The organism is Amycolatopsis sp. NPDC104819 (assembly GCF_055583145.1).
Genome location: NZ_JBVJON010000002.1, coordinates 1 through 25383 on the forward strand (window position 1 = coordinate 1; position 25383 = coordinate 25383).

A 25383-nucleotide genomic window follows, 5' to 3' on the forward strand; every position below is an offset into this window, starting at 1 on the left:
TACGGGCAGCCGTCCGGCTGGCAGGCCGACGGCGAAATGGTCCGCACGGCGTACACGTTGCGCGAGGAGGACGACGACTTCGGGCAGGCCGGCACGATGGTCCGCGAGGTCCTGGACGACGACGCCCGCGGGCGGCTGGTCGACAACGTCGTGGGGCACCTGCTCAACGGCGTGAGCGAGCCCGTGCTGGCGCGGGCGTTCGACTACTGGCGCAACGTCGACAAGGACGTCGGCGACCGGATCGAGTCGGGTGTCCGGGCCAAGCAGGACGAGAAGGACCCGAAGGCCGCCGACCAGGGCAACCCGGCGCGGTCGAGCATGCAGCACAAGGCCTGAGCTCATACCGCGCTGCCGGCCCTCGTATGTCGCCTCCGAGGGCCGGCTTCTGCTGCGAAGCTATCCGGTATCACTCAAGCGGTTCGGCCATTTGATTCCACGCAGACTGCGGCACAGCCGGCCCTGCGATGATCGGCAGCCTCCGATCGACCGCTAATGATATGACAGTCCTCCCCCGCCGAAACGCTCTCGTGCGCCGGGCCCTGCTCCGATCTGGCTTTGCCCGTTGACCGTGATGGGAGCCGTCGGCACCCGGGACCGACGCGAGTGGTGAACGCCGAAGGGCCCTGCAAGTCCGGGCGAGTTGTCGGCAGTGCCTCGCGAGCCGGGGCAGTGCAGTCCGGACTGCACTGCCTCAGCCTGGGAGCTCGGTGAACCGGCGCACCGTCGAGACGACGGGATCAGTACTTGACGGCGCCGAAGGGGCCTCCCGGTGTCACGGCACCTCGCCACAACGACACGGCATCGTCGGCGTCTTGCCGGGTGTCGGTCGTGCCGATGAAGTTGCAGTAGAACTTCTGCAGGCGCACCGTGCACCGCAGGTAGCCCTTGTAGGGTTGGTACGGCTCGACATCCTCCGGTACGGGCGCTTTGATGGGCCGGCCAGGCGTAGCGACCCAGTCGAAGATCGAGGGGTTCTCGTCGGCTTTCGGTTTCCAGTTCACGGAGGCGTAACTGGACATCGGAGGCGCGCAGAGCTCGGTCGCGACCACTTCGGTGTTCGCCAGCGTGGTCGACCACCGTACCTTGGCGGCGAAGCCGCAGTGGACGTCGCCAGAGAGAACGAGTGGGTTGAACCCCGGGTCCTTTAAGCGCCTCCGCTTCAGCGCGTTGGTGATTTCGGACCGCTCCGATGGGTAGAGCTTCCACTCTCCCCCCTCGAGCTTTCCGTCTCCGGGTCCCTTCCACACGCTCATCGGGCTGGTGCTGGCGAGTACGGTCCAGGTCGCGGTCGAGCTGTCGATGCGGGCCAAGGTGCGGGCGAGCTGGTCGGGGCCGAGCATCGAGGCGCCGGACCCGGCCGCGGACTCGGCCGCGCTCCGGTCCTGGTGGGTGTCCCACAGCAGCAGGTCCAGGTTCGCCCCCCAGCTCACGGTCAACTGGTCGATTTTCAGCCGCTTCTTGTCTTTGCCGGTGGGTGCGGCGGGTGGCGCCGCGCGCATCGGCATGTTCTCCCAATAGGTTTGCAGAGCGTTGTTCAACCGGGTGATGTGAACGTCGCCGTCGGCGGAAACCCCGAAGTTGTCCGGGTACTGGCGCGCCGTCGTGTCACCTGCGGTGTAGTTGTTGTAGACCTCGTGGTCGTCAGGCACGGCGATCATGGGGTAAGATCTGCGGACTCGCTGAATCGCATTGGTTGCGTCGAGGATGCTGGCGCTCTGGTTGTCGACCGGGTTCTGCCGTCCGAGGTACCACGACCATCGGGCCCGGAAGTCTTCCAGCTGGACGATCGAGGTGTTCTTTTCTCCGGCCGGTCGGGTGTTCCTGTGGCTTCCGGTGTAGATGTAGTCGCCCAGGTGCACGACGAAGTGCACCGGGTTCGTCAGTTGCGATGGGGTGCCGGAAATGGCGGCGAGGTGTTGATAGCCCCGCCAGTGCGAGTCACCGAAGAAGTCAGTCGCCGCGCTTTGGCAGTTCACCACCGCAAACGTCACGTCTCCTGGGTCATCGACTGGGCGCGGTGTCGTGCGTGTGGTGCCAACGTAGGTGCGGAAATCGGTTCCGGCCCGCCAAAAATAGTAGTAATAGGTCGAGTCCGGCTGCAGCGGGCGCCCGGCTGCGGCCTTCACGTCGAGGTGGATCGACCAGTTGTGCTCCGCCAGCGCGTCAACGGTCCCCACGGCGAAAAGGTCACCGCCGTCGAGGATAGTGTCCTTGTTGGTGCCGACCGCCCAGTTCACGGAGATGCGATCGGGCTTTCCGGCCATACCTCCGCCGATCTCCGCCGGAGCGGTGACCAGGCGAGTCCACAGAATGACCGAGTCCTGCAGGGGATCCCCCGAGGCAGTGTCGAGCGTGAACGGGCTCGACGCGAACACCGGGTCCGAGCCGGCAGCCGAGGCCGGTTCCGGACGCAAGAGAGAGCCCGTCACGGCCGTCGCCAAGCCAGCGCCGACCAGCGCGCCGAATTGACGACGATTTGGCCGTTTTCCGGTTGGCTCGGACCGGCTCGTCGCGCTTGTCGAGGACGTCGATGACGACATATATCCCTCCCAGTGTCGTCGAACACGAGCTTCCACCAGCAATAATTTAACTGTTCACCTGTTGTTCCGGTAGTGGAAAATTGACGTTTTGCTTCTCGTGCCATCCCATTACGATGCCGTCGACGCGGTCCAGATCGATCTTCGGTGGAACCTCGGCGAGGACCGATGCCACCTCCGGCCGCCCACTCCGACCGCGCCCGCCACCGACCGCTGGGCCGCATAGCCCGGCCGTGGCGAATCCTGTCCCGGTCCACGTGTAACTCACCCTCCAGGTCCGGGTAGCCAGTGAGCGTTGCGGCTGGTCAAGCAGTCAGTCCGCCGCGCCATCGACACCTGCGCGGAGGTTCCGGACGTCGCCGAGCATGACGCCCGGCATCAGACAGGTCATGGCAAGCGCTGGGCAGAGGCCTTGACAGCCAAGAGACTCGCAGACTCGGCTGTGGTCATCAGCGGGAGCTCGTCAGCCGTGACGGGCGCATCTGCCCGCGGCCGAGCCGTCGCCCGTTCCTGTCCGAAACCGGGTTGACACCCATACCCGGACTATCGCTCGAAACTATCATTTGCTTACTATCCGTCACTGTCAGATGGTGGCGGACGGCTCATCGGACAAGGCGCTTGATCCTGCCCGGGCCAGGGCCACGCCTCCAGCACGGTGAGCTCGGCGTCGGCGTGACATAGGCCGTTCGGCAGAATTGTCAGATCGCCGGTGGTGAAGAGGTGGAGACCGCCCGTGTGCTGCTGACTACTGCGACCTGCCTGGTCGACACCACCCACAGCCTGCTCCGGGTCCTGATCGGCCCGCCTGCGGCCGGGAAAAACACCTGGCGCGCGGCCGAACTGGCCGCCGGACGTCCCGCCTGCATACGGCTGCTGGCAGACCGGCTATGGCTGTTGCGGCGCTCGCAGCGCGCCGGGGTGTGGGCGGTGATCCTGGCTGCGCTGCAAACCCGGGCGGATACTGCCGGGGGTGATCACCTGGGACGTCAGCGTGGATTCCACGATCAACCGGGCTCACCAGCACGCAGCCGGCGCTCGCACCGACAGAGAACTGGCGCGCCGATGCCCGAACCGCTGGTGGTCACCCTTGCCGTCGACCGGGATACCCAGGACGCGTGGGACGAGCTGCGCTGGCGATGGTTCCCGCCCGAACGGCGGAAAGTGGGCGCGCACGTCACGCTTTTCCACGCGCTGCCGGGCGAGCACACCGACGCCGTCGTGGCCGACTGTGTTGAGATCGCGGCGGGCAGTTCGGGCTTTTCCCTCTCGATGAACGGGGCCTACTCGCTCGGCCGTGGCGTCGCCATCGCCATTTCCGCCCCCGAACTGACGTCCTTACACACGAAGCTGAAAGTCCGGTGGCGATCGTGGTTGACCGCGCAGGACGCGCAGCCGCTGAAACCACACGTCACCGTCCAGAACAAAGTCACGCCCGAAACGGCGAAAGACACCCTCGATGCTCTCCATCGGAACTTCGGGCCCACATCGGGGTCGGCGACCGGGCTCGCGGTGTGGCGCTACCTGGGCGGGCCGTGGCAGCCGGTCACCTCGGTGCGGTTCACCGGTCCCGTAAGACCGGCCACCACCTGATCATAGACGTGGACGAACGAACGGTGTTCATCCACTGTTGTGCGGTGATGCGGCACCGACCGGTTGCGTGGTGGCGGTACAGGCGATGTCGGCCGGGTTCGGTTCGCCCTGCGGTTGCTCCCTCATCGAGGTGGTATGCACGACAGACGGAGCGGTCAAGACCAGGCGTGGCGAGACCCGAGCGGGTTCGCCCCCGTGGTCGTGATGTCTGAGTCCCGCACAGGACTGCCGGGCGCGTCCTGGACGACCACCGGATAACCGATCATCCCTTGGGTGTGGCCACGGCCGGCGGGCATTCCGCGTCGTCGGGGTGCAGGTCGTCGCAGTGACCGAATTTTCGCGGACCGCTGGTGCAGACGTATATCGTTGCGGACGCTGGTGGCACACGGCGTAGCGCGAACCCGGCAGCGGCGTCCAGGTCGTGCGATGCTGGCGAAATGAGCGATCCGCGGCGCGACCTCGAACGGGCCCGGGCCCGGGACGGCCCCGGCGCCGACCACGCCCGGATCACTTTGAGCGACGGTGCCCCGGAAGGCCGGCTGCGGACCGTCATGCTCGCCTTGGGCATCGAGCGGGTACGGGGCAGCAGCACCTGTCTGGCGCGCCGGTGGCTGAGCCGGAGCGCACGGCGGACGGGCGCTTCATCGTCGTTGATGGCCGACGGTGGCGGGCCACCGATCCGGAGATCCCGGAGGACGACGCGGCCCGGTTGCGCAGCCTGCTGATGCGGGCCCGCCGGGACGTCGGCACGGCCCGCCGCGGCCAGGACATCGACGCGGAACGGGCCGCCCGTGCGCGCGTGCACACCGCCAAGGTGGCCCTCGGCGAGCGGGGCACGCCGTGGTGGGAGCAGGATTCCGAACAGCGGCGCCGTCGCTGGCAGGACGGCCTGCACGCGCTGACCTGAGCTACGCGGGAGCGAGGGCGTGCCGTTACTCGGCCGCTCCCTGCTGCACCGCCCGAACCGCGAAACCCAACGCGCACCTCAGCCACGACACCGGGCTTCCGCCGCGGCGACCCGCTTCCCCGGCGCCGACCGGCCCACGGCACGATCGACGACCCTCCTCAAGCAACGGAAGGTCGCAGTAGGCAGTTCGACAACGGCACCGGGCCAGGCACGGGCTTCCCGGTGCCATCCTTGTAACAGCTACCGCAGACACGGTTCCGGTTCCGGTGCGGATCGCTATCCTGCGCGAGGTTGAGCCACCAGCCGATCATCAGCGCGCAGATCGGTCATCACGATCGAGCCGACCCTCCCCACGCACCGCTCGGTGCGAGACAGCGCGGTATCCCCATGACTTCTCCATCCGATCCCGCCGCCGAAGCCCACCACCCGCTCGTCGGGCAACCGCACAGCGACACCGACGAGGGCACGGTGGCCGAGGCCGAAGCCGAAGCCGCCGAAATCAGCACCCCAGAGCAACCGCTGGGCACGGTCGGCAAACGCCTCGACCGCCGGTCTCCCTTCTTCATCGGCATGACCGCCGCCGCCGGCGTCGCCGTCACCTACGGCCTCATCCAGCTCCTCGCCGGCGCCGAACAGATCCTCGTCCTGGTCGGGCTCGCCCTGTTCCTGGCCATCGGCCTGGAGCCAGTGGTGTCGTGGCTCGTCACCCACCGCTTTCCGCGCTGGCTCGCCGTCACCGCCGTGTTCGTCACCGCGATCGCGACGCTGGGCGGCTTCCTCGCCGCCGCCATCCCCATCATCGTCGAACAAGCGACCTCACTGGCCGGGCAGGCGCCTGGCTACCTCCGCCAGCTCCAGGACCACACCACGTTCCTCGGCCGGCTCAACGACCGGTTCCACCTCCAGCAAGCGGTCGAATCGGCCTTCAGCTCCGGTGGCGGTCTCACCAGCGGCGTCCTGGGCGCCGGCAAGGCGGTCTTCGGTGTCGTCACCGACGCACTGGTCGTCGCCGTCCTGACGATCTACTTCGTCGCCGACCTGCCCCGGATCCGCACCACCATGTACCGGCTGATCCCCCACTCCCGCCGACCACGCGCCATCCTGATCGGTGACGACATCTTCGCCAAGGTCGGCGGCTACGTCCTGGGCAACCTCGCCGTCTCCGCCATCGCCGGCGTGCTCACCCTCGTCTGGCTGCTGATCTTCGGAGTGCCCTACGCAGCACTGCTGGCCATCGCCGTCGCCGTCCTGGACCTCATCCCGGTGGTCGGATCCGTGATCGGCGGCGTGCTGATCAGCCTGGTCGCACTCACGGTGTCACTACCGGTGTGCCTGGCCACCGTCGGATTTGCGCTCTTCTACCGGCTGGCCGAGGACTACCTGTTGGTCCCGAAGATCATCGGCACGGCACTCAAGGTCCCGGCACTGATCACTGTCGTGGCCGTCCTGATCGGCGGCGCCTTGCTGGGCGTCATCGGAGCCCTGGTCGCCATTCCCATCGCCGCGGCGATCCTCCTGTTGGTCAAAGAGGTGCTCTACCCTCGCCTCGACCAGGCATGACCCCTCGACGCTCGCAACAGGACGACTGCGCTCGGCGGACGTCCTGACCGGCCCGGTGCTCGCCCACGCTGTCACTGAACAGCGCGGATACCGGACCTGCCGGCCTTCGCCCGCAAGAACATCCCCAGTCACCCTGTCCGGGGAGGAACCGCTCTACTCCCATGTACGCCGCCCCGGCGGTTCCTGCCCGACCTGATCCACCGCATCCAGTCCGGCGCCATCGACCCCGGCCAGGTCTTCGACCTGCACCTGCCCCTCGACCAAGTCGCCGAGGGCTACCAGGCGATGGACGAACGTCGCGCCATCAAAACCCTGTTCCGCCCCTGACACCACCCCGGAAGGAACCACGACGGAACTCACCCCCATCAACGACACCGCTCAAGCCCGGCCGAGCGGATCACCGGCGACGTCACCCCGATCAAGACGCCCACCCCGCCCTCGCGTCTGGTCGCATCGCTGGTCCGCTTTACCCCCGGCACTCTCACCAACTGGCACTCCCACGCAGTCGGGCAGACCCTGCACGTCACCGAAGACATCGGCCTGGTCGTCAACCGCAACGGCCAAGTAATCCGCATGCGCGCCGGTGACACCGTCTGGACCCGCCCGCAGAAGAGCACCGGCACGGCGGCACAAACACCACCTGCCTGAGCCACCTCGCCCTGCTCGAAGGCCCCGAAGAAGGCGGCGACGGCACTACCTGGCTCGAACCCGTCACCGACGAGTAATACCAGACCGCGCACCAGGAGTAACCCGGCGTCAGCGAGAGGAAGGCTACGTGCTCCCCTTCAGAGCTCGCCGGACGACCTTTCGGCGCCGAGGAGTTCCCTCGGCGCCGCTCGACCAATGCTTGGGCAACCTAGGCTGTGCGCGAAGGCTCACACCGCCGCGATTGCCTGGCCGATCGGGAAGCGCACGCCGGTGAGGTCTTCGGAGACGGCCCAAAGGCGTTGCTGCACCGTCAAATCGTAGGAGTCAGGGCTGGAGGTGACCACCTTCGGGTGACCCCGCCGCTCGGCCAGACCGTCGGGCCCGTAGTACTGCCCGCCGAGAACGGCCGGGTCGGTGGCAGCGCGCAGGGTGGGCAGCGCACCGTCCGTCGCGGGCTGCGTGAGCACCGGCGCCAGCCACGTGATCAGCCGGCGGGCGACCGCCGGGGTGTTGCGGGCCAGGTCGGTGTTGGAAACACCGGGATGTGCAGCCACGGCGGTGGTCGTGCCGTGCGCGGCGAGCCGGCGCTGCAGCTCGTAGGTGAACATCAGGTTGGCGAGCTTCGACTGACCGTAGGCGGCAGCCCGGCCGTAGGACCGTTCCCACTGCAGGTCGTCGAAGTGGATGGCAGCCCGGATGCGGTGACCGGTGCTGCTGACCGTGACGATCCGGGAGCCGGGCACCGGCAGCAGCAGGTCCAGCAGCAGCCCGGTGAGCGCGAAGTGACCGAGGTGGTTGGTACCGAACTGCAGCTCGAAGCCGTCGCGGGTGGTCATCTTCGGGGTGTACATGACGCCGGCGTTGTTGATCAGCAGGTCGATCCGAGGGTAGGCGGTGCGCAGGCCAGCCGCGGCGGCACGCACCGAGTCCAGTGAGCTGAGGTCCAGTTCTCGCACGGCGACGTCGCCGTCGATCCGGTCGGCGGCCTGCTCGCCCTTGTCGGTGTCGCGTACGGCCAGCACGACCGTCGCCCCGCGCTCGGCGAGCCGCCGGGCGGTTTCGAAGCCCAGTCCGGTGTTGGCCCCGGTGATCACGGCCACCCGGCCGTCTTGGCGCGGGATCTGCTTTTCGTTCCACTGCATCGAAATCTCCTAATGTACCGCTGGTTACTTATGTCGGCGACGATAATGTACTGCCGGTACCATGTCAAGGTACTGGCAGTACATAAGCTAGGATCGGAGCTATGACGTTCCAGCGGGCGCGCACCGAAGAGCAGCGTGAGGTCCGGCGGCGGGCAATCCTGGAGACGGCCTCGGCGATGCTCGACGAGATGCCGGTGGCCGAGGTGACCCTGAACGAGCTGAGCCGGCGGGTCGGCCTGGCCAAGACTGCGGTGCTGCGCTACTTCGAGTCGCGCGAGGCGGTGCTGCTCGATCTGATCGACGACCGGACGGCGAGCTGGCTGGTCGCACTGGAGCAAGAGCTGGCCGACGGGATCGACCAGGGCCGGCCCGCGGTCGAACGCGCCGAGCAGGCGGCTGAGGTACTCAGCCGGTCGCTGGCCGCTCAGGTCGTACTCTGCGACCTCTACGGCGCCCAGGGCGGCGTGCTCGAGCACAACGTCTCGGTCGAGGTGGTCCGCCGGCACAAGCGGGCCTCGCTGGCCAACCTGGCGGTGATGGCCGGCCTCGTCCGGCGGCACCTGTTCGAGGTCGGCGACCACGCCGAACAGTTCTGCCTGACCGTGTTACTGGTGGCCGGCGCGCTGTCCGCCTACACCTCGCCACCAGCAAGCCTACTCGCCGTCTACGAGTCCGAACCAGAACTGGCGGTCCACCGCATCGACCTGCCGGCAGCCCTGCGGCTGGCAATCATCACCTCGCTCGTCGGCTTGCTGCCTCGCTACTGAGCCCGAACAGCGGCAACCACTGCTCAGCCGGGACGGCCACCGCGGAAACGCCGGTCGACAAGCGCCTGCGCGGCGTCTCATCGGTTTCACCGTCGGTGAGCATGTCTTCACGACACTACGGGCGGGTAGGAACTGCTCAGGTCGGTAATGACTCGTGCGAGAACTGTCCGGCTCAGACCCCGGCGGCTCTAAAAGGGAGGGTCGCCGGGGTCGCCCCGGCAGAGCGTCACCAGTCTGGCGCTGAACCTCAAGGCGACGCTCCCCCGCGAGCACGAGTCCGATCGTCGCGACCAAGGTCGACCGCGTGCCGGAAGCCGGATCACCCGCCACCACGGCGTGCTGACCCCGAGCGCTATCGGCCCACGGGTCGGTTGAGATCGGCAGGTATACATCGCAGCCTCGGCGTCTTCACCCTGGCCCGTTCGCCCTGGCCGTCGTCGGTCTGCGTCAGTCCCTTCGACCACCCGATCCCGCGGACTCCGCAGGCGCCGCGATCATGGCTCCGGACGCCGCCGCTCTCGTTACGGCGTAGGCAAACGCTCGCGACACAACACCGCGCTGCTCGAGCAGCTCCCGACCGGCACGGTCCTCCCTCACGACCGTGACTCGACCATCGGCAACGGCGATGTGCGGTCCACTCGAACCATCTCGGATGCGGCCGCCATCGCCGGGCGGACCTGGCGCCGGCGAGTTAGAGTCGGCGCTGTGCGAGTCCCGGTCATCATCGGCGCCATACTGGTGACAGTCGTGTTTACAGGCACGGGTTGTACCAGTCGGTCTGACGGAACCGCCACGCCGGTCGAATCCGGTTCGAGTCCGACCAGTTCGCCCGGCCCAGCACCCACGCCGACACGGGATCCCGGCGGTGCGGGCGTACTCGTCGGCGACTGCGTCACGGTCAACGGCGACCCGAAAACGGGCCACACCCTGGCTCAGAAAGTTGATTGCGGCGCGCCGGATGCGACCTACGAGGTCGGCTCCCGCAGCGGTGGCGGCACCGGATCCTGCCCCACGGAGTCCTACGACCGATACACACAGACCGGCCCCGACGGCGAGTTCCTGCTCTGCCTGATGATGAACGGTCAGAAGGGCGACTGCTTCACCGGATACTCCGTCCGGGACCAGCCCAAGGCCAAAGTGGACTGCACGTCCGCCGACGTCATCGTGTCGGCACGCCTCGACGGCCAAGTCGACGCCTCACTCTGCCCGCCGGACGCCGGGTGGCGGCTGACCTACCCAGAACCACCTCGCACCCTCTGCCTCACCAAGCGCTGACGAGCAGCCGCCGGCCGTGCTTGTTCCGTAGTCGAGAGTCGACCAGGCCAGTTCATCAGCCTCGTCGATGAATGACCTCGAAGTGACAGTGACCCGGACCTCTGGCTGTGGCTGCGCGCCAGGGAGCGCTCGTGCGCCGGGCCGCATGCTGTAAGGCTCACCGCTGCCGGCGAGCCACCCCGTGGCGTAGAGCAGCCTCAGCGCACACTCCGACAGCGGTGCCACATGACCGTCTGCGATGGGCCAGGCCGGCGCCCGGCAGAACGTCGCCCACATGGGATCGTGCCCGTGCTCGGCCCGGTACGTGCTCGGCCAGCCGATGATGTCGGGTTCGCGGCCGTCGATCAGCGCCGCGACCTCAGCCGTCTTGATCGGCATGCCGGTCTCCGCCACCGTCCGGCAGTCCTCTGCCGCTGCCGCGGGTTCCGGCGCCGGCGGCCGCGTTGCAAGCGTGACGAGCTCGGCGTCAAGCTGGGCATGGAGGCGGCTGGTGTCTGCGGCCTCGACCGAGGCGAGTCAGCCGCAGTCCAGCAGCTGCTGGACTGCCGCCGCGGTGACCGTCCCCGACTCGAACGCGCAAGCCGTCCGAATGCGATCGGGATCGAATTCGCCGTGCTCGTGCACGACGACTTCGTCCCCCAGCGCCAGGTCGGCGATGTCAGCCTCGAGCTCGACGCCGTCCGGTGTGCACACCCAGGTGCGGGTCTGGGCGCCGGTGAGCAGCTCCGAGATCGCCCGGCGGCTGCGCCGCAACGTCAGGTCCTGCAGGTACTCCCCGATGTTGAGCAGCCACAGCACGGTGCCCGCGCCGCGCCCGCCGGTCAGCGACCGCAGCGCGCCGCGCAGGAAGGGGTAGCCGGTGAAGATCGTGACGGCGGTCGCCGCGGTGCGGTTCGCCGGGCCGAGCACGGGTGGGCGGCGCAGGCCGTAGCGCCGGATCCCCAGCCGCACCAGTGCTGCTCCGCCGGCCGCGAGCCGCAGCAGGTCTCCGGTGCCGACCTCGGCCGAGCGCGGCACCCGGGTGACCGTGGCCCGGGATCCGTGTCCAGGCGTCCTCGATCGCGGCCACCAGCTCCGCGTGGTCGCGGCGGCGCCGGTCGTACCAGACCACGACGCTGCCGGTGCGGGGGTAGGCGTGCGCCTGACGCACTCCGGGGACCCGGTCGGCCGCGTCTTCCACGGCGACCGCGCGCGCCCGGCTGCCGCGCAAGGCGGCACCCAGGAACCGGGCCCGCCCCGCGGCGTCCGACACCAGCGTCAACGGCGCGGCCGGCACGGCGGTCAGTGCTCGTGCCCGTGGCCGGCCGATGTCCCCGGGACGGGCGCCTGCTCGCCGATGCGTTCCCGGGCCTCGCTCAGCACGTCCGCGGTCGCCAGGCGGACCTTCTCCGCGCCGGTCTCGGCGGCCCGGGCGCCCTTGAGGCCCTACGCCGTCACCGCGACCGTCGCCGATCGGAAACCACCCGACCGGGCGACCCGCTTGACGCCGTCGTACACCGCGGCGCCGGCAACTCCGGTCACCAGTACTCCTGCTGCCTTCGCGGCAAGTCCTCCCAGCATCACCAAGCCTCCTCAATCGTTCACCGGCATCGTGACGATGACTACCCGGCAACGGTTGTCACTACCGCACGTCGGACCGTGACTCACGCCGCACCAGCGTTCCATCAGGACATACGAATACAAATATGAATACCCGTTCGTGACCGTCCACTGTCTACAGTGCCGGGCCATGGGCCACGGCGACCGACACCCGGATTCCCGGCTCGACGCCGGGAATGTGGTGCCGGCGGCGGCGATCCTGCAGGCGCTCGCCGTTCCGGTTCGGCTGCTCATCGCCGCCGAGCTACGCCGCGGTCCGCGCACCGTGACCGTTTTGAGCGAAGTGCTCGAACTGCGGCAGCCGGCGGTTTCGCACCACTTGGGACTCTTGCGCGATGCCGGTCTGGTACGGGGAATTCGCAACGGTCACTGGGTCGTCTACGGGCTGCACAACGAGAAGGTCGCGGAGTTTCTCGACGCGATCGCGGACTTCGCCAAACACTCGCAGTCCAGAGAGGCTACCGGCCCTTGATGACAATGGTTATCATCACCGGATGACCCGGGCAAACTTGGACGACCTGCGTGGCGCGTTCGACGCGGCCGCGGCCGACTTCCTCGAACTCGGGCAGCACCTGTGGGATCCCATCGGAACGGCCACGGTCGAGGGAGCTGCTCCAGCCGCCGGCGAGCGTGTCTTCGACGCCTGCTGCGGCGCGGGCGCGTCCGCTCTTCCGGCGGCGCGGGCGGTCGGGACAGGCGGGCTCGTCGACGCCGCCGACCTGTCGGGCCCCATGGTCGACGTGCTGCGCCGGCGAGCGGCCGGACTCCCCCAGCTCCGCGGCCACCGAGCCGACGTGACCGCTTGGCCGGACGGCGGCTACGACGTGGTCCAGTGCACGCTGGGCGTCTTCTTCTTCCCGGACATGACGGCCGGCACCGAACACCTGGTCAGCCGCACTCGTCCCGGCGGGCGGGTGGCGGTCACCGTCTGGCGGGGCGACGCGATGGCGGCCGCCGGGCGGTACCTCGGCCGGGCCATCGCCGAAGTCCGGGATACCGAGCCCCCGGCACCACGACCACCGCACCTGATCGACCGGATCAACCAGCCCGCCGAATTCGCCGGCTGGCTGACCGGACGCGGCCTGTCCGACGTCGCCGTGACCGTGGCGGACCGGCGGCTGACGACGACCCCGGATCTCGCGTGGCTGGTCATCACCGGCTCCGGCTACCGCGGCGCCTTGGCGAACCTCACCGAGAACGTCGTGGTCCAGGTGCGCGACCGCTACCTCACCGCCCTGCGCGAGGACGACGTGACCGAATTCGACGCCACGACGTTGCTGGGCTTCGGAACCCGCACGACGCCCGGAAGTGACGGATGACTTCCGTCGAAGGCTTCATCCTCGCCTAATGCGGTGATCGGTGCTGCCCACCCGCGATCACCGGCGAGCTGAAGACCGCCGTGCGCCACTGTCCACGCGGGATTCTGCACCGCACCGGCTGCGTCCGCGGGCTGGCCGGGCTCGCCCTCTGCCGGTCGGAGCCCACGTCCGCCGGGCCCGGGCCGTGCGTCCTCGTCCAGCCCGGCTGAGCGACGGACTGCCCGCCGGCGAACCGCTCCCCGCCCACCTGCGGTTCACCCTGTCCGATCACGATGCTCAAATTTAAACTTAGCCTTACCTAACTAAGACAGTCTGTCTTAGACTGCCGAGCATGACCGCGACAGAGCTGGACCCCGGAGTTGACACCGCCCCGCGGCACGCCGACGAACCGTCGGCGGGCGAACGCGCCAAACAAGCGGCCGCCGCGCTGAAAGAGCTGCGGCAGCCGGTGATCTGGCGCATCCGGCTCGCGATGGTGCTCTCGGCCGTTGGTGCGCTCGCGTCGCTGGTGCCGTTCGTGGCGCTCGCCGAGCTGGGCACTCTGTTGACCACCGGCGGGCCGCTGGACCGCGGGGCCGTGCTCACCGTGGCCTGGCTGGTGGTCGCCGGCCTGGGCGCCCGCGGGCTGCTGATCGGCGTGGCACTCACGGTCACGCACTTCGCCGACGTCGACCTGCAGGCGATCCTGCGCCGGCGGATCGTGCGGCGGCTCTCCGGCGTGCCGCTGGGCTGGTTCTCCGAGAACTCCTCGGGCACGGTGCGCAAGGCGGCCCAGAACGACATCGCCGACCTGCACCACCTCGTCGCGCATCACTCGGTGGAGATGACCGCGGCGGTGGTCCTGCCCCTGGGCGGGCTCGGGTACCTGGTCTGGCTCGACTGGCGTCTCGCCCTGCTCGCGGTCGTGACGCTGCCGCTCTACGGCGCAGCCTACGCCTGGATGATGCGCGGCTACCAGGAGAAGATGGCGCGGATGAACGCGGCGATGGGCCGGATCAGCTCCGCCGTCGTCGAGTTCGTCACCGGGATCAGCGTGGTGAAGGCGTTCGGCCGCGCTCGCCGGGCACACGAGACCTACCACCGGGCGGCGGGTGAGTTCGGCCGGTTCTACGCCGACTGGGTGCGCCCGATGCTGCGGCTGGAGGCGATCAGCTCGATGTTCGTCTCCGCGCCGGTCGTCGGGCTGGTGAGCCTGCTGGGCGTGCTGTGGTTCACCGACGCGGGCTGGGTCACGCCGGTCGAGGCGATGACCGGGGTGCTCGTCGCCATGGTCATCCCGACGACCGTCATGGCCTTGGGCTTCGGCGGCGAAGAACGGCGCACCGCCGCGACCGCCGCGCTCCGGCTGCACGAGCTCCTGGCCACCCCCACCCTGGCCGTCCCGGCGAACCCGCGCACGCCCGACGGCAACCGGGTCGAGTTCGACGACGTGCGGTTCAGCTACGACGGCCGCACCGAAGTGCTCGAGGGCGTGTCGCTGGAGCTTCGCCCGGGCACGGTGACCGCGCTCGTCGGCCCGTCCGGTTCGGGCAAGTCGGCGCTGGCCACGCTGCTGCCGAGGTTCTTCGACGTGACCGGCGGGGCCGTCCGCATCGGCGGCGTGGACGTCCGCGACATCGGACCGGACGAGCTGTACCGGTGGGTCGGGTTCGTGCTGCAGGACGTCGCCCTCGTGCACGGCAGCATCGCCGACAACATCCGGCTCGGCCGGCCCGAAGCCACCGACGAGGACGTACGCGCCGCCGCGGCCGCGGCGCAGGTCCACCACCGGATCCTCGAGCTGCCCGAGGGCTACGACACCGTCGGCGCGCAGCTCTCCGGCGGCGAAGCCCAGCGCGTCGCGATCGCCCGCGCGCTGCTCGCCGACACCCCGGTGCTCATCCTCGACGAGGCCACCGCCCACGCCGACCCCGAATCGGAGGCGGCCGTGCAGGACGCGCTCTCGGAGCTGGCGCGGGGCCGGACGCTACTGGTGATCGCCCACCGGCTCGCGACGATCACCGCCGCCGACCGGATCGTCGTGCTCGACCGCGGGACCGTCACCGAGCAGGGCACCCACCCCGAACTCCTGGCCCGAGACGGCGCATACGCCCGGCTGTGGGCCGCCCAAGCAAGCGAAGGGAAGTGACCGGCGTGAACCTGCGTCCGCTGCTGCGTGACCTCGAAGCCATCCTCGGCCCGGAGAACCGCCGGGCCCTGCGGGTCTACCTCGGGTGGGTCACGGCGTTCGGCGTGCTGCAAGGGATCGCGGCCGCGCTGCTGGTGCCGGTGCTGCGGGACCTGCTCGGCGGCGACCTCGGCGCCGCGCTGTCCTGGCTCGGCGTGCTGGCCGCAGCCGTCGTCGTGACCTGCGTGGCCAACTACGTGCAGGCGATGAAGGGGTTCGCGGTCGCGATCATCGTGCTGGAGACCATGCACGAGCGGGTCGGCGACCACGTCGGTGCCCTGCCCGTCGGGTGGTTCACCACCGAAAAGGTCGGCCGGCTGTCGCGGATCGTCACCAGCGGCACGATGATGGTGGGCGGCCTGTTCGCGCACCTGCTGACCCCGCTGGTGACCGGCGCGGTCACCCCGGCGACGATCGCGCTCGCGACGTTCTTCTTCGACTGGCGGCTCGCGGTCGCGATGCTCGTCACCACGCCCCTGCTGTCGCTGGTGTTCGCCTGGTCCGGACGGCTCGTCGGCCAGGGCGACGAACTGGCCGACGCGGCCGCGGTGACCGCCGCGAACCGCGTCGTCGAATTCGCGCGCCACCAGCGCACGCTGCGGGCGTTCGGCCGCGGCGCACGGGGACACGCGCCGCTCGACGACGCGATCACCGAGCAGCACCGCGTCGGCCACAAGGCGATGTGGCTGTCGGTGCCGGGCATCCTGGCGGGCGGCTTCGCGACGCAGCTGGCGTTCACGGTGCTCATCGTCGTCGGGGTGCTGCTCGCGCTGGGCGGTGCGACCGACGCGATCGTGCTCGTCGCCGTGCTGGCCCTGGCCGCCCGGTTCACCGGGCCGCTGGCCGAGCTGTCCGCGCTGGCGGGCGCGGTCCGCATGGCGCACAACGACGTCCGCCGGATCGCCGCCGTGCTGGAGGAGACTCCCCTGGCCGAGCCGGACACGACGGCCGCGCTGCCGCGGCCGGGGGAAATCGAGCTGTCGGGCGTCCGATTCGGGTACACCGCGGAGCGGCCCGTACTCGACGACGTCTCGTTCACCGTCGCGCCCCGGACGATGACGGCGCTCGTCGGCGCGTCCGGCTCCGGGAAGACGACGGTGACCCGGCTGATCGCCCGCTTCTGGGACACCGACGCCGGGGTCGTCCGGGTGGGCGGCGCGGACGTGCGCGAGCAGCGCACCGAAGACCTGATGGCCCAGATCGCCATGGTGTTCCAGGACGTCTACCTCTTCGACGACACCCTGGAGGCCAACATCCGCGCGGGCCGCCCCGACGCGACCGACGCCGACGTGCGCGACGCCGCCCAGCTGGCCGGCGTGGACGAGATCGTCGCGCGGCTCCCGCACGGGTTCGCCACCCGGGTCGGCGAAGGCGGCACCGCGCTGTCCGGCGGGGAGCGCCAGCGCGTCTCGATCGCCCGCGCCATCGTCAAGAACGCACCCATCGTGCTGCTCGACGAGGCGACCGCCGCGCTCGACGCCGAGAACGAACGGTACGTGCGGACCGCGCTGCGGACCCTGATGACCCGCTCGACGCTGCTGGTGATCGCCCACCGGCTGCCGACCGTGGTCGCCGCCGACCAGATCGTCGTGCTCGACGGCGGCGGCGTCGCCGAGCGCGGCACGCACGAACAACTGCTGGCCGCCGATGGCCGGTACGCGGCGTTCTGGGCCGAACGCGACCGGGCGAAGGGGTGGCGGCTGACGGCCGGATAGCGTCGTGACCATGACCGCACCGCGGCGACTCGGCCGCAAACCCGGCCCGGCGCCGACCCTCAGTCGCGACGATGTAGCGCGCGCGGCGCTGGCCGAGGGCGTGCTGACCACGTCGATGCCCGCCGTGGCGCGCCGGCTCGGAGTGAGCCATTCGACGCTCTACCGGTACGTCCACGACCGCGACGACCTCGCGCTCGCCGCCCTCGACCTCGCCGTCCGCGAGTTCGAGTGGCCGGCGGCGGACCGCCCGTGGCGCGCCCTGCTGGAAGCCTTCGCCGACGCGCTGTGGCGGTTCCTGGAAACCCACCCCGGCATGGCGGAGACCATCCAGCAGGCACCCGGCCTGCCCCCGCGGGTCACCGAGCTGGCCGGCACCTACGGGAGGCGGCTGCGCGACGAGGGGCTGAGCGCGCGGGACGCCGTGCTCGCGGTCGACTTCGTCGCCGATCTCACGGTGGCCACCGAGATCGCCATGCGCGGCCTCACCCGCACGTTCGACACACCCCGCGGCAAGCGCAGCCTGCGCGAGCTGTACCTGGAGTCCTTCGCGGCGCTGGCCGACGCGGACGTCCTGGACGAGTCGGCGCTGCACGGCCGCGGGTGGCTCACCGAGAAGATCGCCGTCCTGCTGGACGGGCTCGCCGCGCGCATCGGCGGCCCGGTCACGACGCCGGAACCGCGGCCGCCCGCGGACCGGGAACCCGGCCGGGCCGCGATCGTGGCCCAGGGCCGGGAACTGGCCCGCGAGCACGGGCTGGGCGCGGTCACCGTGCACGCCGTCGCCGACCGGCTGCGAGCCCGGATTCCCGCGGTGTACCGGGAAATCGGCGACCGCGACGGCCTCATCGTCGCCATGCTCGACGCCGTCGCCGAGGACATCGTCGTGCCGGCCCCGATCGACGAACCCCGGGACGAGCTCGTCGCGCTGGCCCTGGCCGTGCACGACGCGCTGCACGCCGACCCCTGGGCCGTGCCCGCGCTCGCGGTCGACGGGCTGGCCGGACCGCTTATCCTTCCTTTGCTGGAGCGGGTTTTCACCGCGTTGCACACGGCCGGGGTGCCCGACCCGGCGATCGCCGCCGCGTCCAGGACGATCTGGGACCACGTGTTCGGCGCGACCCTCGCCACCATCCAGCCCGAAACCTTCGCAGTCCGGCTGATGCACAGCGCGGACTCCCCGACCATCAGGCGGGTCGTCCGGGCCACCGAACCGCGGCCCGATCGGGCGTGCGAAGACCTGACACTGCTCGTCGACGCACTGCTCCGCCGCCACGGCGGTAGCCCGGCTCCGCAATGATTCAGGACCATGTCGCTCGGCGCACGACCCGCAGATCCTTCCGAACTCAACACCAGGTGGTGCTGGCTCCTGCCGGAACAACGGCGACAAAGCGATTCGCCGGACTCGGTCCGCACCACTTCGACTTCACCGTCGAGCAGGAAAGGCAGGTGTCTGGAACGTTGTCTTGAGTTGAGGTGACCAATGACGGCCTGTCCCACTGACAGGTGAAGGCCTCCGGATGTGCAAGTGAACTGGCCAAGACCAGCCGGGTCGTAGCGCTGCCGCTACACCTCGCTTTTGCCGAAGCGCTTCGGCAACAGGGCGAGCAGCTGCGCGGATAGGTACGCAATCAGCCACGTTGTGCGGTGTGCAGGCCGGGCGCCGGACGGCCCAGCGACAGCGGTCGTGCGCCGCGGAGCCCCTGCAGTGCGCTGATCGACGGAGAAAAGCGGTGCGGGCAAACCGGCCGATCAGGTTCTCTCACCTCCGATCAGGCCACGCCGGATAGCTTCTCTGACCAAGCCCGGCCGCCTCCGCTGGCCCGTCTTGTCCCGAATCCGGTCAAGGTAACCCCGCACCGTCCGCACCCCGATCCCCAGGACCACCGCGATGTCCACGTCCCGCTCGCCCGCCGACACCAGCCGCAACACCTGCTCCTCTCGCGGCGTCAGCTCGACCTCGGCCGACATGGCCGGCTGGCTGGCGTTGTCGGTCATGATCATCCCCGCAACCACGGCCGACACGTACGCTCCACCACCCGCGACCGTCTTGACCGCGACCAGCAGTTCGCCGGCATCAACGTCCTTGGACAGAAAACCCCGAGCGCCCGCCCCGAGCGCACCAAGCACACATTCCGGATCGGCGTGCGCAGACACCACAAGCACGCGATGACCCAGCTCGCACATCTCCAGCACTGCAGACGTCCCGGACACTCCCGGCAGACTCAGATCAAGCAGGACCACGCTGCCGGGCGGCTGCCGAAACGCGTGGAACCGCGCGACCGAACCGACAACCGCCCCCAGCTCCACAAACCCGGATTCGGCCAATACACGCTCGACCGACGCACGATACAGCGGATGATCCTCGATGACCGCGACCCGCACCCGCTCCGTAGCCTGATCGTTTGCCGATGAACGATCGTCGGTCTTGCCCACAGTTTCCTCCCCGCGAAACCACCGGCAGTTGCATCTGATCGGGGCATACCAGGACCGGTAGCCGAGTCGGCCCGGCGGCGCCGGCATCGACCACCACGTTCCGAGTTCATACTTTCTGGACGCGCGCCGTCATGATTTTGCTACACCCTGGCCGGGTGATCTTTTCGGTCACCACCACCCCGGACGGCGCCAAGCGTGGCTCCCCACGTGGGTGTCTCCGGTGCGAGCCCGGTCAGCAGCCCGGTGACGGCCTTGGTGTCACCCTCGGGCAATGGCCGCAGATCCGGTCGCGGTGAGCTCCTGCTGCATGCTCGATGACGACGTTCCGAGACCTGATCAGATGTGTTACGCAGCAGGACCTCATCGCAGGGATCGCAGCACGAGTGCCCTGATCTGTGGTTCGATCTTGACCGGGGTATGCGCCATCACGACGACACCGAGTTCTTCGCCCGGATCCGCCCACCATGTGGTGCCGGCCACGCCTGGCCATGTCACTTCGCCCACCGAACCCGGGGTGGGCGATCCGCCGATGCGCCGCCGTACTGCGAGCCCGATACCGAAACCGTGTCCTGGGTTCCAGCCAGGCTTCTCCAGGCGGCTGGTGTCCGTGCCCGGGGCAAGCTGGTCGGCCAGCATGTACTCCACGGTCTTGCGGCCCAGCAGCGGTTTTCCCTTGGCCAGCAACATCTGGACGAACCGCAGGTAGTCACCCGCGGTACTCACCAGCCCCGCGCCGCCGGAGTGGAACCGCGCGATCGACAGGTCGGGCAGCACATGCGGCGCGAACGGGCGGGCGAACCGGTCCCGATGCCCATCAGGAACACCGAAAGTGGTGTCCGGCATCCCCAGCGGCGTGCACACCTCGTCCTGCAGGAAGTCGCCCAGCGAAGTGCCCACCACGGACTCGATGATCAATCCCGTGAGGTCCAGTCCCCAGCCGTAGTGCCACATCGTGCCCGGTTCGTGCAGCAGCGGCAGACTGCTCAACCTGCCGATGAACTCCGCGCCGGTCAGGTCCGTCATCCCATCGCCGACCGCCTCTGCGTAGAGCTTGTGCACCGGCGAGTCACCGAGCAACCCTTCAGGCATACCCGCTGTGTGCCGGAGCAGGTCGAGCACTGTCGGTTGCACCGGCTGCCCGGCGAACTGCGGGAGATACGTGCTGATCGGCTCGTCCAGCACGAGCTGACCCCGTTCGACCAGCAGCAACGCGCCGGCCGCCGTGATCGGCTTGCTCATCGACGCGATCCAGAACAGCGCGTCCGTCGTCATCGGAACACCGCGGGCTTTGTCCCGATAGCCGAAAGCTTCGAAGAAGATCACCTGCCCGCGGTGCGCGATCCCCATGACCGCGCCCGGCAGCCGGTCGGCCGCTACCTCGGCCTCGATGAACTCCGCCAGCATCTCCATGGTCGACATCATCGCATCGCCTCGACCGTCGGCTCATCGACATGCGAGGAGTCGGACGAGGCAGAGTCTCACCTGACTTCACCCACCTTCGTCACCGTCGCTGAGTCGCCGCGGCGAAGTTCGCCAACTTCTGCGAGCCGCCTTGTCAGCATGTAATTTCGCTGGTTTGCGTCGGCGTGGGCCGCGGCAGGAGCGGATCGCCGGGATCGCCATCACCAGGGGCTTGAGGGCGTAGGAGTCGTTGGTGTTGGCCGCGGACACCGTCACCGACAGGGGCGGCACGGACCGGTCGGACAGGACGTGGACCTTCGAGCCGCTCTTGCCACGGTCGACCGGGTTCGGCCCGGTCATGGATCCCCCTTTTTCGCTCTGACGGACGCTCCGTCACAGACCGCACGAGACCAGTCGATCATCCCGTGGAGGTTCCGTGAGGATCAGCGCTGGTACGCCGCGATGAACGGCCTTGGGTCGAACCGCAGCCGGCTGCGGCCGACGGAGTGGATCAGGTTCTGCCAGAACCGGTCGAACGTCAGCGGCGCACGGACTGACTCGAGCATCTCGTGGATCTCCGGGCGGGCCAGCGCCAGCCGGGCCGCCGCGATCTCCTCCGAGTAGATCACCTCGTCGCCGGCGGCCGAAAGCTCCGCCGGGGACCCGGCCCCGGCGTCGGCGACGGTCCACGCCGGCGCCAGCTCCTTCTGGTGCCCCGCGGGCATGCCCTCGATCACGCTGGTGTGCGCGGCGAGCGGGCCGGCCAGGCCGAGGTCGTCGACGAGGACTTCGTCCCGTGGCAGAAGCAGGCCCGGAAAGCCAAGCGCGCCAGGCGTCGAGACCACAGTGTGAGTCGCCGGGTAGGCCACCCACGTCAGGTTCACCGACACCGCGACGGACGGGCCCGGGATGTGTGCGCGGGCCGCGAGGATGTCCTGCACGTACCCAGGCAGGTACTGGGCGTCTTCGGCGGCGATCGGGTGCTCGTGGCGCGTGGAGTCGACCCAGAACACCCGGGCGTCGCTGATGCCGTACGCGCCGATCTTGTGCTGTGCGGCCGACTCCGGACGCAGGCCGACGGCGCTGGTGACGGTCCAGGCCAGGACAGCCAGCAGGAGCGCGCCCGTCCACCTGGTCAGCGGGACGACCATGACCGGCAGGAGCAGGCAGGTGAGCACGGGCAGGAGCATCCGGGCGTGCATGTAGTCGCCACCAACACGCGTGACGTACAGCCCGAGCAGGATCCCGGCGGCCACCGGCGCGAGGGCGGCGACCAGCGTCCGGCGCTCCAGGCGCCGCAGGACGACCACAGCGGCGACGAGCAGCAGCGCGACCGGGATCAGCAGCCAGTAGGCGGCGAACAGGTCGACGAGGTAGAACCATCCGCGGTCCCAGCGGGCCTGGGTCGCCTCCTTGGCCAGCGCCGTGTTGGGCGTGATCAGGCCGTAGTAGCCCATCCGGAACACCTGGTAGGCCACCGGGAGCAGGCCGGCGAGCCCGAGCCAGCCGAGCGCGCGGCGCCGCCCCGGCCAGGTCACGCCCAGCAGCGCGGCGAACGTGATCGCGGAGACGAGGGCGAACTCGGGACGCACCAGCGGGCCGCAGCCGAGCAGCAACAGGGTCGGCCAGGTGCGGACCGGGGCGCCGGTCGTGTGGCGCACCAGCTGCCACCACACGAGGCCCAGCCAGAGCGTGACGAGCCCGGTTTCCAGGCCCGACGTCGCGAAGTCCCAGAAGGGCGGCAACGCCAGGAACACCAGGCCGCCGGCCGGCACGACTCGCCGGGCCGGGAACAGGCGCCGGGCCCCGTCCAGGCCGAAGAACAGCCCGCCGACGGCGGACACCAGCCCGAGGACGACCGCCACCCATTCCAGCCGGAGCCACGGCTGGAGGCCGCCGAGCGCCAGGAGGTACGTCCACAGCGTGCTGGTGTTGGCCTCGACCCGTTCCCCCGCGTTGAACACCGGGCCGTTTCCATGGAGGAGGTTCTCCACGGTGCGCAGGGCGATCAGGCCGTCGTCGCAGACCCACCGGCGTTGCCAGGCGAGGAAAGCGAAGATCGCGAGCACGAGAGCGGTCGACCACCAGCGGGAAAATCCCTTGCTTCGTAGTCTTTCCAGCGGTCTCGGCGTCGTTTCGGCAGCGGCAAGCGAGGTCATCGAGCGATTCCGTCCCCAAATCCATAAAAAAGCGCACGGCTAGAGCGAAATCGTCCACACCTTGCGCCACAGAGATTAACTCGAACGAGTGAACGCCAGGTCAGGGGCAGAAAATGAAATAGTTCCTGCCTGTCGCTCAGCGCCTCGCCCGCCCCGACGGGGTCGAACCCCCGCCGCCCTGGGTGCATCGCGAGCGGATCCTCTACGACCGCCATCAATGGAATCGGCACCGCACCCCAGGCCTGGCGCCCGGGTGGTCGCACTGGCCGTGAAGGCGGTACTCACCGCTGCCGCTGGTGCATTTGCCGTTCCCGTAACGACCCTTGTTGCCCGAGGTCCACGTGGTGCAACCGACCGGGCCGCCTGAGCTGTGCCACTGGCGGCCACGACGAACCCTGCTGCAAGCGTGGCGGTGCTGAGAAGCATCGCGATCCTCTTCACTCGTCGCACTCCTCCTGTATCAGAGTTGGACCTGTCGGCCCCTTCACGCCCCGGCAGCAACGCCGGTTTAGTCGCCCGCCGGGATAACCGGCCTGGCCTGCGACGGCTCGCCACGGAGTCTCGATGGCCGTGTCAGGCGATAGCGGCGGCCGTGACCGGCCGTGAGCAATGAAACTCACGACCATCACGCAGCAATGCCCGGATCACATCAACCAGCCGACGAGCCAACGCGATCAACGTCTGATGCGCCGCTTTCCCTCACCACGTTTGTGCAGGTAGAGCGCCCACGACGGACCATCAGGACGCCTGATCGCCGACCATGCCGCCAGGTAGAACACCTCGCTGCAGACCACGGTGATACCGCTTCGGATGGTGCAGATTGCTCCGCACCCGCCCCGAATCACGCGGCACCGGCGCGAGACCGGTATGAGCGGCCAGATGCCCCGAACTCCGGAACGCGGCCCGCAGGTCCCGGCCAGCAGCCGAGCCCCTGGGACCGGACCGAACGTCGCCGCTGAGTTCGCGGCTCCCGCGGAGCTGAGGGCCTGAAGGGGAGTTGCGAAAGAACCTTTGTCGGCCGGATGACGAGGCGGCGCCGAAGCGTAAGCGCTGACCCAACACCCGCCGCACGATAGAAGCCGGCACCGGCTCCTCCTCGGTCCGAGCCGTGATGTAGCGGTTACGACCGTGGTCGCGACAGCACGGGTATGACCGAGTTCGAGCGGGCGGCGCTGGCCGGCGACGCGTTCGTGCTCACGCTGCGGGCGTGGGGCGTCCAGATCGACCTCGCGCCCTTCGCCGAGGGCCTGGACGTCGCCGTGATGATGCACCGCCGGCACGAAGGCCGGCGTGTGCACGCGATGCCGACCCTCGCCGAGGAGATCATCGCCGCCGACCAGCAGCTGCATGCCGCCGAGCAGGAGCTGCTCGAGTAGCATCGGCAGCCAGCCTCGATTCATGAACTGCACGGCAGATACAACGCCCGATCGATCAGCGCATGCCCGCCAGCACCGGCATCGGCCAGGGACGTGCCGATCTGGCGGTTCTCGATCCGCCCGGCGGTTCCGGAGTACTGCCGTTACACCCCGGCCGACCGGACTCCTTACTTCAGGAACCCGGTGTCGTCCACGATCAGCACCCCACCCGGCCCACCGAGATGCTCAGCAACGTAGTCCCGCACCTCGTCGCGGACTCCGTCGATGTCCCAGTCCGTCCACCGCAGCAACCGCTGCATGCCGTCCGGGAAACCTCACCGGCCTGCTCGGCCAGGGTCCAGCCGTTCTTCCGCTCCAACCCCGCAACCAGCCCGGACTTGTTACTCCCGCGGCTCCGACCGCCTGAACCAGCCCGCGACCCGCTCATGCACACGAGCCAACGCCACATCGACCACCACCAGGATGATCTACCACACACCACCCGAGTGTCGTTGCAACACCGACGCATTGCCCAAAAAGCGACCGTGTCCGGTGCGCCGATTACCCGAAGTCGTAGTCAAAAGTACTTCCGCTGACGTTTGGCCGCCGCAGCGCATAGATGGCTTTCGCGTCGTGCCCAACCCGGAACACGGACGCACCTCCTGTCACACCTTCGAGTGCTTTACATAACGTGACAGAACACGTTCCGGCGTTTCAGATCCCAGAGCGAGGAGCGTGTTCGCGCACTCGGCTCACCCGGCTCGACAGCCCCCGCACGGGTACTCCACATCCTCCGAGACCGCATTTTC

At 69.1% G+C, this 25383-nt stretch carries 20 protein-coding genes and 3 pseudogenes; 12 read left to right on the forward strand and 11 right to left on the reverse strand.

Annotation, left to right across the window (positions count from 1 at the left end):
- A partial coding sequence (locus tag ACZ63E_RS04875) for a catalase-related domain-containing protein (RefSeq protein WP_465334379.1) occupies nucleotides 1-336 on the forward strand: 336 nt, incomplete at its 5' end.
- Between the two features lie 401 nt (nucleotides 337-737).
- On the opposite strand, the gene ACZ63E_RS04880 is transcribed toward ACZ63E_RS04875, so the two are convergent.
- Entirely contained in the window at nucleotides 738-2540 is a 1803-nt protein-coding gene (locus tag ACZ63E_RS04880) for an alkaline phosphatase D family protein (RefSeq protein ID WP_465334380.1), read from the reverse strand.
- A 717-nt stretch (nucleotides 2541-3257) separates the two neighbouring features.
- On the opposite strand from ACZ63E_RS04880, the gene ACZ63E_RS04885 reads away from it, so the two are divergent.
- The 3 genes from ACZ63E_RS04885 (at nucleotide 3258) to ACZ63E_RS04895 (ending at nucleotide 6594) form a co-directional block, all read left to right on the forward strand.
- Nucleotides 3258-4127 carry a 2'-5' RNA ligase family protein gene (locus ACZ63E_RS04885; protein ID WP_465334382.1) on the forward strand — a complete coding sequence of 290 codons (870 nt, stop codon included), beginning with the start codon at nucleotides 3258-3260 and terminating at the stop codon, nucleotides 4125-4127.
- A gap of 607 nt (nucleotides 4128-4734) precedes the next feature.
- Nucleotides 4735-5034 carry a hypothetical protein gene (locus ACZ63E_RS04890; protein WP_465334384.1) on the forward strand — a complete coding sequence of 100 codons (300 nt, stop codon included), beginning with the start codon at nucleotides 4735-4737 and terminating at the stop codon, nucleotides 5032-5034.
- A gap of 387 nt (nucleotides 5035-5421) precedes the next feature.
- Entirely contained in the window at nucleotides 5422-6594 is a 1173-nt protein-coding gene (locus ACZ63E_RS04895; protein ID WP_465334385.1) for an AI-2E family transporter, read from the forward strand.
- A gap of 153 nt (nucleotides 6595-6747) precedes the next feature.
- Here ACZ63E_RS04895 and ACZ63E_RS04900 read toward each other — a convergent pair whose 3' ends face one another.
- Both ACZ63E_RS04900 and ACZ63E_RS04905 read right to left on the reverse strand, forming a co-directional pair.
- The gene (locus tag ACZ63E_RS04900; RefSeq protein WP_465334387.1) at nucleotides 6748-6954 is read right to left on the reverse strand and encodes a hypothetical protein; all 207 of its coding nucleotides are present in this window, start codon (nucleotides 6952-6954) and stop codon (nucleotides 6748-6750) included.
- A 515-nt stretch (nucleotides 6955-7469) separates the two neighbouring features.
- The gene (locus tag ACZ63E_RS04905) at nucleotides 7470-8384 is read right to left on the reverse strand and encodes an SDR family NAD(P)-dependent oxidoreductase (RefSeq protein ID WP_465334388.1); all 915 of its coding nucleotides are present in this window, start codon (nucleotides 8382-8384) and stop codon (nucleotides 7470-7472) included.
- A 101-nt stretch (nucleotides 8385-8485) separates the two neighbouring features.
- On the opposite strand from ACZ63E_RS04905, the gene ACZ63E_RS04910 reads away from it, so the two are divergent.
- Both ACZ63E_RS04910 and ACZ63E_RS04915 read left to right on the forward strand, forming a co-directional pair.
- A complete protein-coding gene (locus ACZ63E_RS04910) occupies nucleotides 8486-9151 on the forward strand; it encodes a TetR/AcrR family transcriptional regulator (protein ID WP_465334389.1) in 666 nt (221 codons plus the stop codon).
- Nucleotides 9152-9856: 705 nt separating this feature from the next.
- Nucleotides 9857-10426 (forward strand): LppU/SCO3897 family protein, encoded by a 570-nt coding sequence (locus ACZ63E_RS04915; protein ID WP_465334390.1) that lies wholly within the window; start codon nucleotides 9857-9859, stop codon nucleotides 10424-10426.
- Between the two features lie 516 nt (nucleotides 10427-10942).
- Here the strand turns inward: ACZ63E_RS04915 and ACZ63E_RS04920 are convergent.
- A complete protein-coding gene (locus ACZ63E_RS04920; RefSeq protein WP_465334391.1) occupies nucleotides 10943-11443 on the reverse strand; it encodes a hypothetical protein in 501 nt (166 codons plus the stop codon).
- A gap of 264 nt (nucleotides 11444-11707) precedes the next feature.
- Nucleotides 11708-11986, reverse strand: a pseudogene (locus ACZ63E_RS04925) (DUF1490 family protein).
- A 169-nt stretch (nucleotides 11987-12155) separates the two neighbouring features.
- Between ACZ63E_RS04925 and ACZ63E_RS04930 the strand changes: the two are divergent.
- From ACZ63E_RS04930 to ACZ63E_RS04950, 5 genes are all read left to right on the forward strand, one after another.
- The gene (locus tag ACZ63E_RS04930; RefSeq protein WP_465334393.1) at nucleotides 12156-12497 is read left to right on the forward strand and encodes an ArsR/SmtB family transcription factor; all 342 of its coding nucleotides are present in this window, start codon (nucleotides 12156-12158) and stop codon (nucleotides 12495-12497) included.
- A gap of 22 nt (nucleotides 12498-12519) precedes the next feature.
- Nucleotides 12520-13344: a class I SAM-dependent methyltransferase gene (locus ACZ63E_RS04935; RefSeq protein WP_465334395.1), complete on the forward strand. Its 825-nt coding sequence runs from the start codon at nucleotides 12520-12522 to the stop codon at nucleotides 13342-13344.
- Nucleotides 13345-13675: 331 nt separating this feature from the next.
- A complete protein-coding gene (locus ACZ63E_RS04940) occupies nucleotides 13676-15472 on the forward strand; it encodes an ABC transporter ATP-binding protein (RefSeq protein WP_465334396.1) in 1797 nt (598 codons plus the stop codon).
- 5 nt (nucleotides 15473-15477) lie between these two features.
- Nucleotides 15478-17226 carry an ABC transporter ATP-binding protein gene (locus tag ACZ63E_RS04945; protein WP_465334397.1) on the forward strand — a complete coding sequence of 583 codons (1749 nt, stop codon included), beginning with the start codon at nucleotides 15478-15480 and terminating at the stop codon, nucleotides 17224-17226.
- 10 nt (nucleotides 17227-17236) lie between these two features.
- On the forward strand, nucleotides 17237-18523 hold the full coding sequence (locus ACZ63E_RS04950) for a TetR family transcriptional regulator (protein ID WP_465334399.1): 1287 nt from the start codon (nucleotides 17237-17239) through the stop codon (nucleotides 18521-18523).
- A gap of 452 nt (nucleotides 18524-18975) precedes the next feature.
- On the opposite strand, the gene ACZ63E_RS04955 is transcribed toward ACZ63E_RS04950, so the two are convergent.
- The 5 genes and pseudogenes from ACZ63E_RS04955 to ACZ63E_RS04975 form a co-directional block, all read right to left on the reverse strand.
- Nucleotides 18976-19659, reverse strand: coding sequence for a response regulator (locus tag ACZ63E_RS04955; RefSeq protein WP_465334400.1), 684 nt, complete (start codon nucleotides 19657-19659; stop codon nucleotides 18976-18978).
- 360 nt (nucleotides 19660-20019) lie between these two features.
- Nucleotides 20020-21069: a serine hydrolase domain-containing protein gene (locus ACZ63E_RS04960; RefSeq protein WP_465334402.1), complete on the reverse strand. Its 1050-nt coding sequence runs from the start codon at nucleotides 21067-21069 to the stop codon at nucleotides 20020-20022.
- 138 nt (nucleotides 21070-21207) lie between these two features.
- Nucleotides 21208-21485 (reverse strand): annotated as a pseudogene (locus ACZ63E_RS04965) (transposase); the annotation flags it as partial.
- 18 nt (nucleotides 21486-21503) lie between these two features.
- Entirely contained in the window at nucleotides 21504-23129 is a 1626-nt protein-coding gene (locus ACZ63E_RS04970; protein WP_465334403.1) for an arabinofuranosyltransferase AftB family protein, read from the reverse strand.
- 828 nt (nucleotides 23130-23957) lie between these two features.
- On the reverse strand, nucleotides 23958-24305 hold the full coding sequence (locus tag ACZ63E_RS04975; protein ID WP_465334405.1) for a transposase: 348 nt from the start codon (nucleotides 24303-24305) through the stop codon (nucleotides 23958-23960).
- Between the two features lie 62 nt (nucleotides 24306-24367).
- On the opposite strand from ACZ63E_RS04975, the gene ACZ63E_RS04980 reads away from it, so the two are divergent.
- Nucleotides 24368-24595, forward strand: coding sequence for a hypothetical protein (locus tag ACZ63E_RS04980; protein ID WP_465334406.1), 228 nt, complete (start codon nucleotides 24368-24370; stop codon nucleotides 24593-24595).
- 32 nt (nucleotides 24596-24627) lie between these two features.
- Here the strand turns inward: ACZ63E_RS04980 and ACZ63E_RS04985 are convergent.
- Nucleotides 24628-25026: pseudogene (locus ACZ63E_RS04985) on the reverse strand (transposase); the annotation flags it as partial.
- Nucleotides 25027-25383 lie beyond the last annotated feature (357 nt).

Coding starts and splice junctions, on each gene's coding strand:
- ACZ63E_RS04950 (WP_465334399.1), top strand. CDS start 17,237: ATGACCGCACCGCGGCGACTCGGCCGCAAACCCGGCCCGGCGCCGACC.
- ACZ63E_RS04910 (WP_465334389.1), top strand. CDS start 8,486: ATGACGTTCCAGCGGGCGCGCACCGAAGAGCAGCGTGAGGTCCGGCGG.
- ACZ63E_RS04960 (WP_465334402.1), bottom strand. CDS start 21,069: ATGGAGATGCTGGCGGAGTTCATCGAGGCCGAGGTAGCGGCCGACCGG.
- ACZ63E_RS04905 (WP_465334388.1), bottom strand. CDS start 8,384: ATGCAGTGGAACGAAAAGCAGATCCCGCGCCAAGACGGCCGGGTGGCC.
- ACZ63E_RS04940 (WP_465334396.1), top strand. CDS start 13,676: ATGACCGCGACAGAGCTGGACCCCGGAGTTGACACCGCCCCGCGGCAC.
- ACZ63E_RS04980 (WP_465334406.1), top strand. CDS start 24,368: ATGACCGAGTTCGAGCGGGCGGCGCTGGCCGGCGACGCGTTCGTGCTC.
- ACZ63E_RS04935 (WP_465334395.1), top strand. CDS start 12,520: ATGACCCGGGCAAACTTGGACGACCTGCGTGGCGCGTTCGACGCGGCC.
- ACZ63E_RS04930 (WP_465334393.1), top strand. CDS start 12,156: ATGGGCCACGGCGACCGACACCCGGATTCCCGGCTCGACGCCGGGAAT.
- ACZ63E_RS04895 (WP_465334385.1), top strand. CDS start 5,422: ATGACTTCTCCATCCGATCCCGCCGCCGAAGCCCACCACCCGCTCGTC.
- ACZ63E_RS04880 (WP_465334380.1), bottom strand. CDS start 2,540: ATGTCGTCATCGACGTCCTCGACAAGCGCGACGAGCCGGTCCGAGCCA.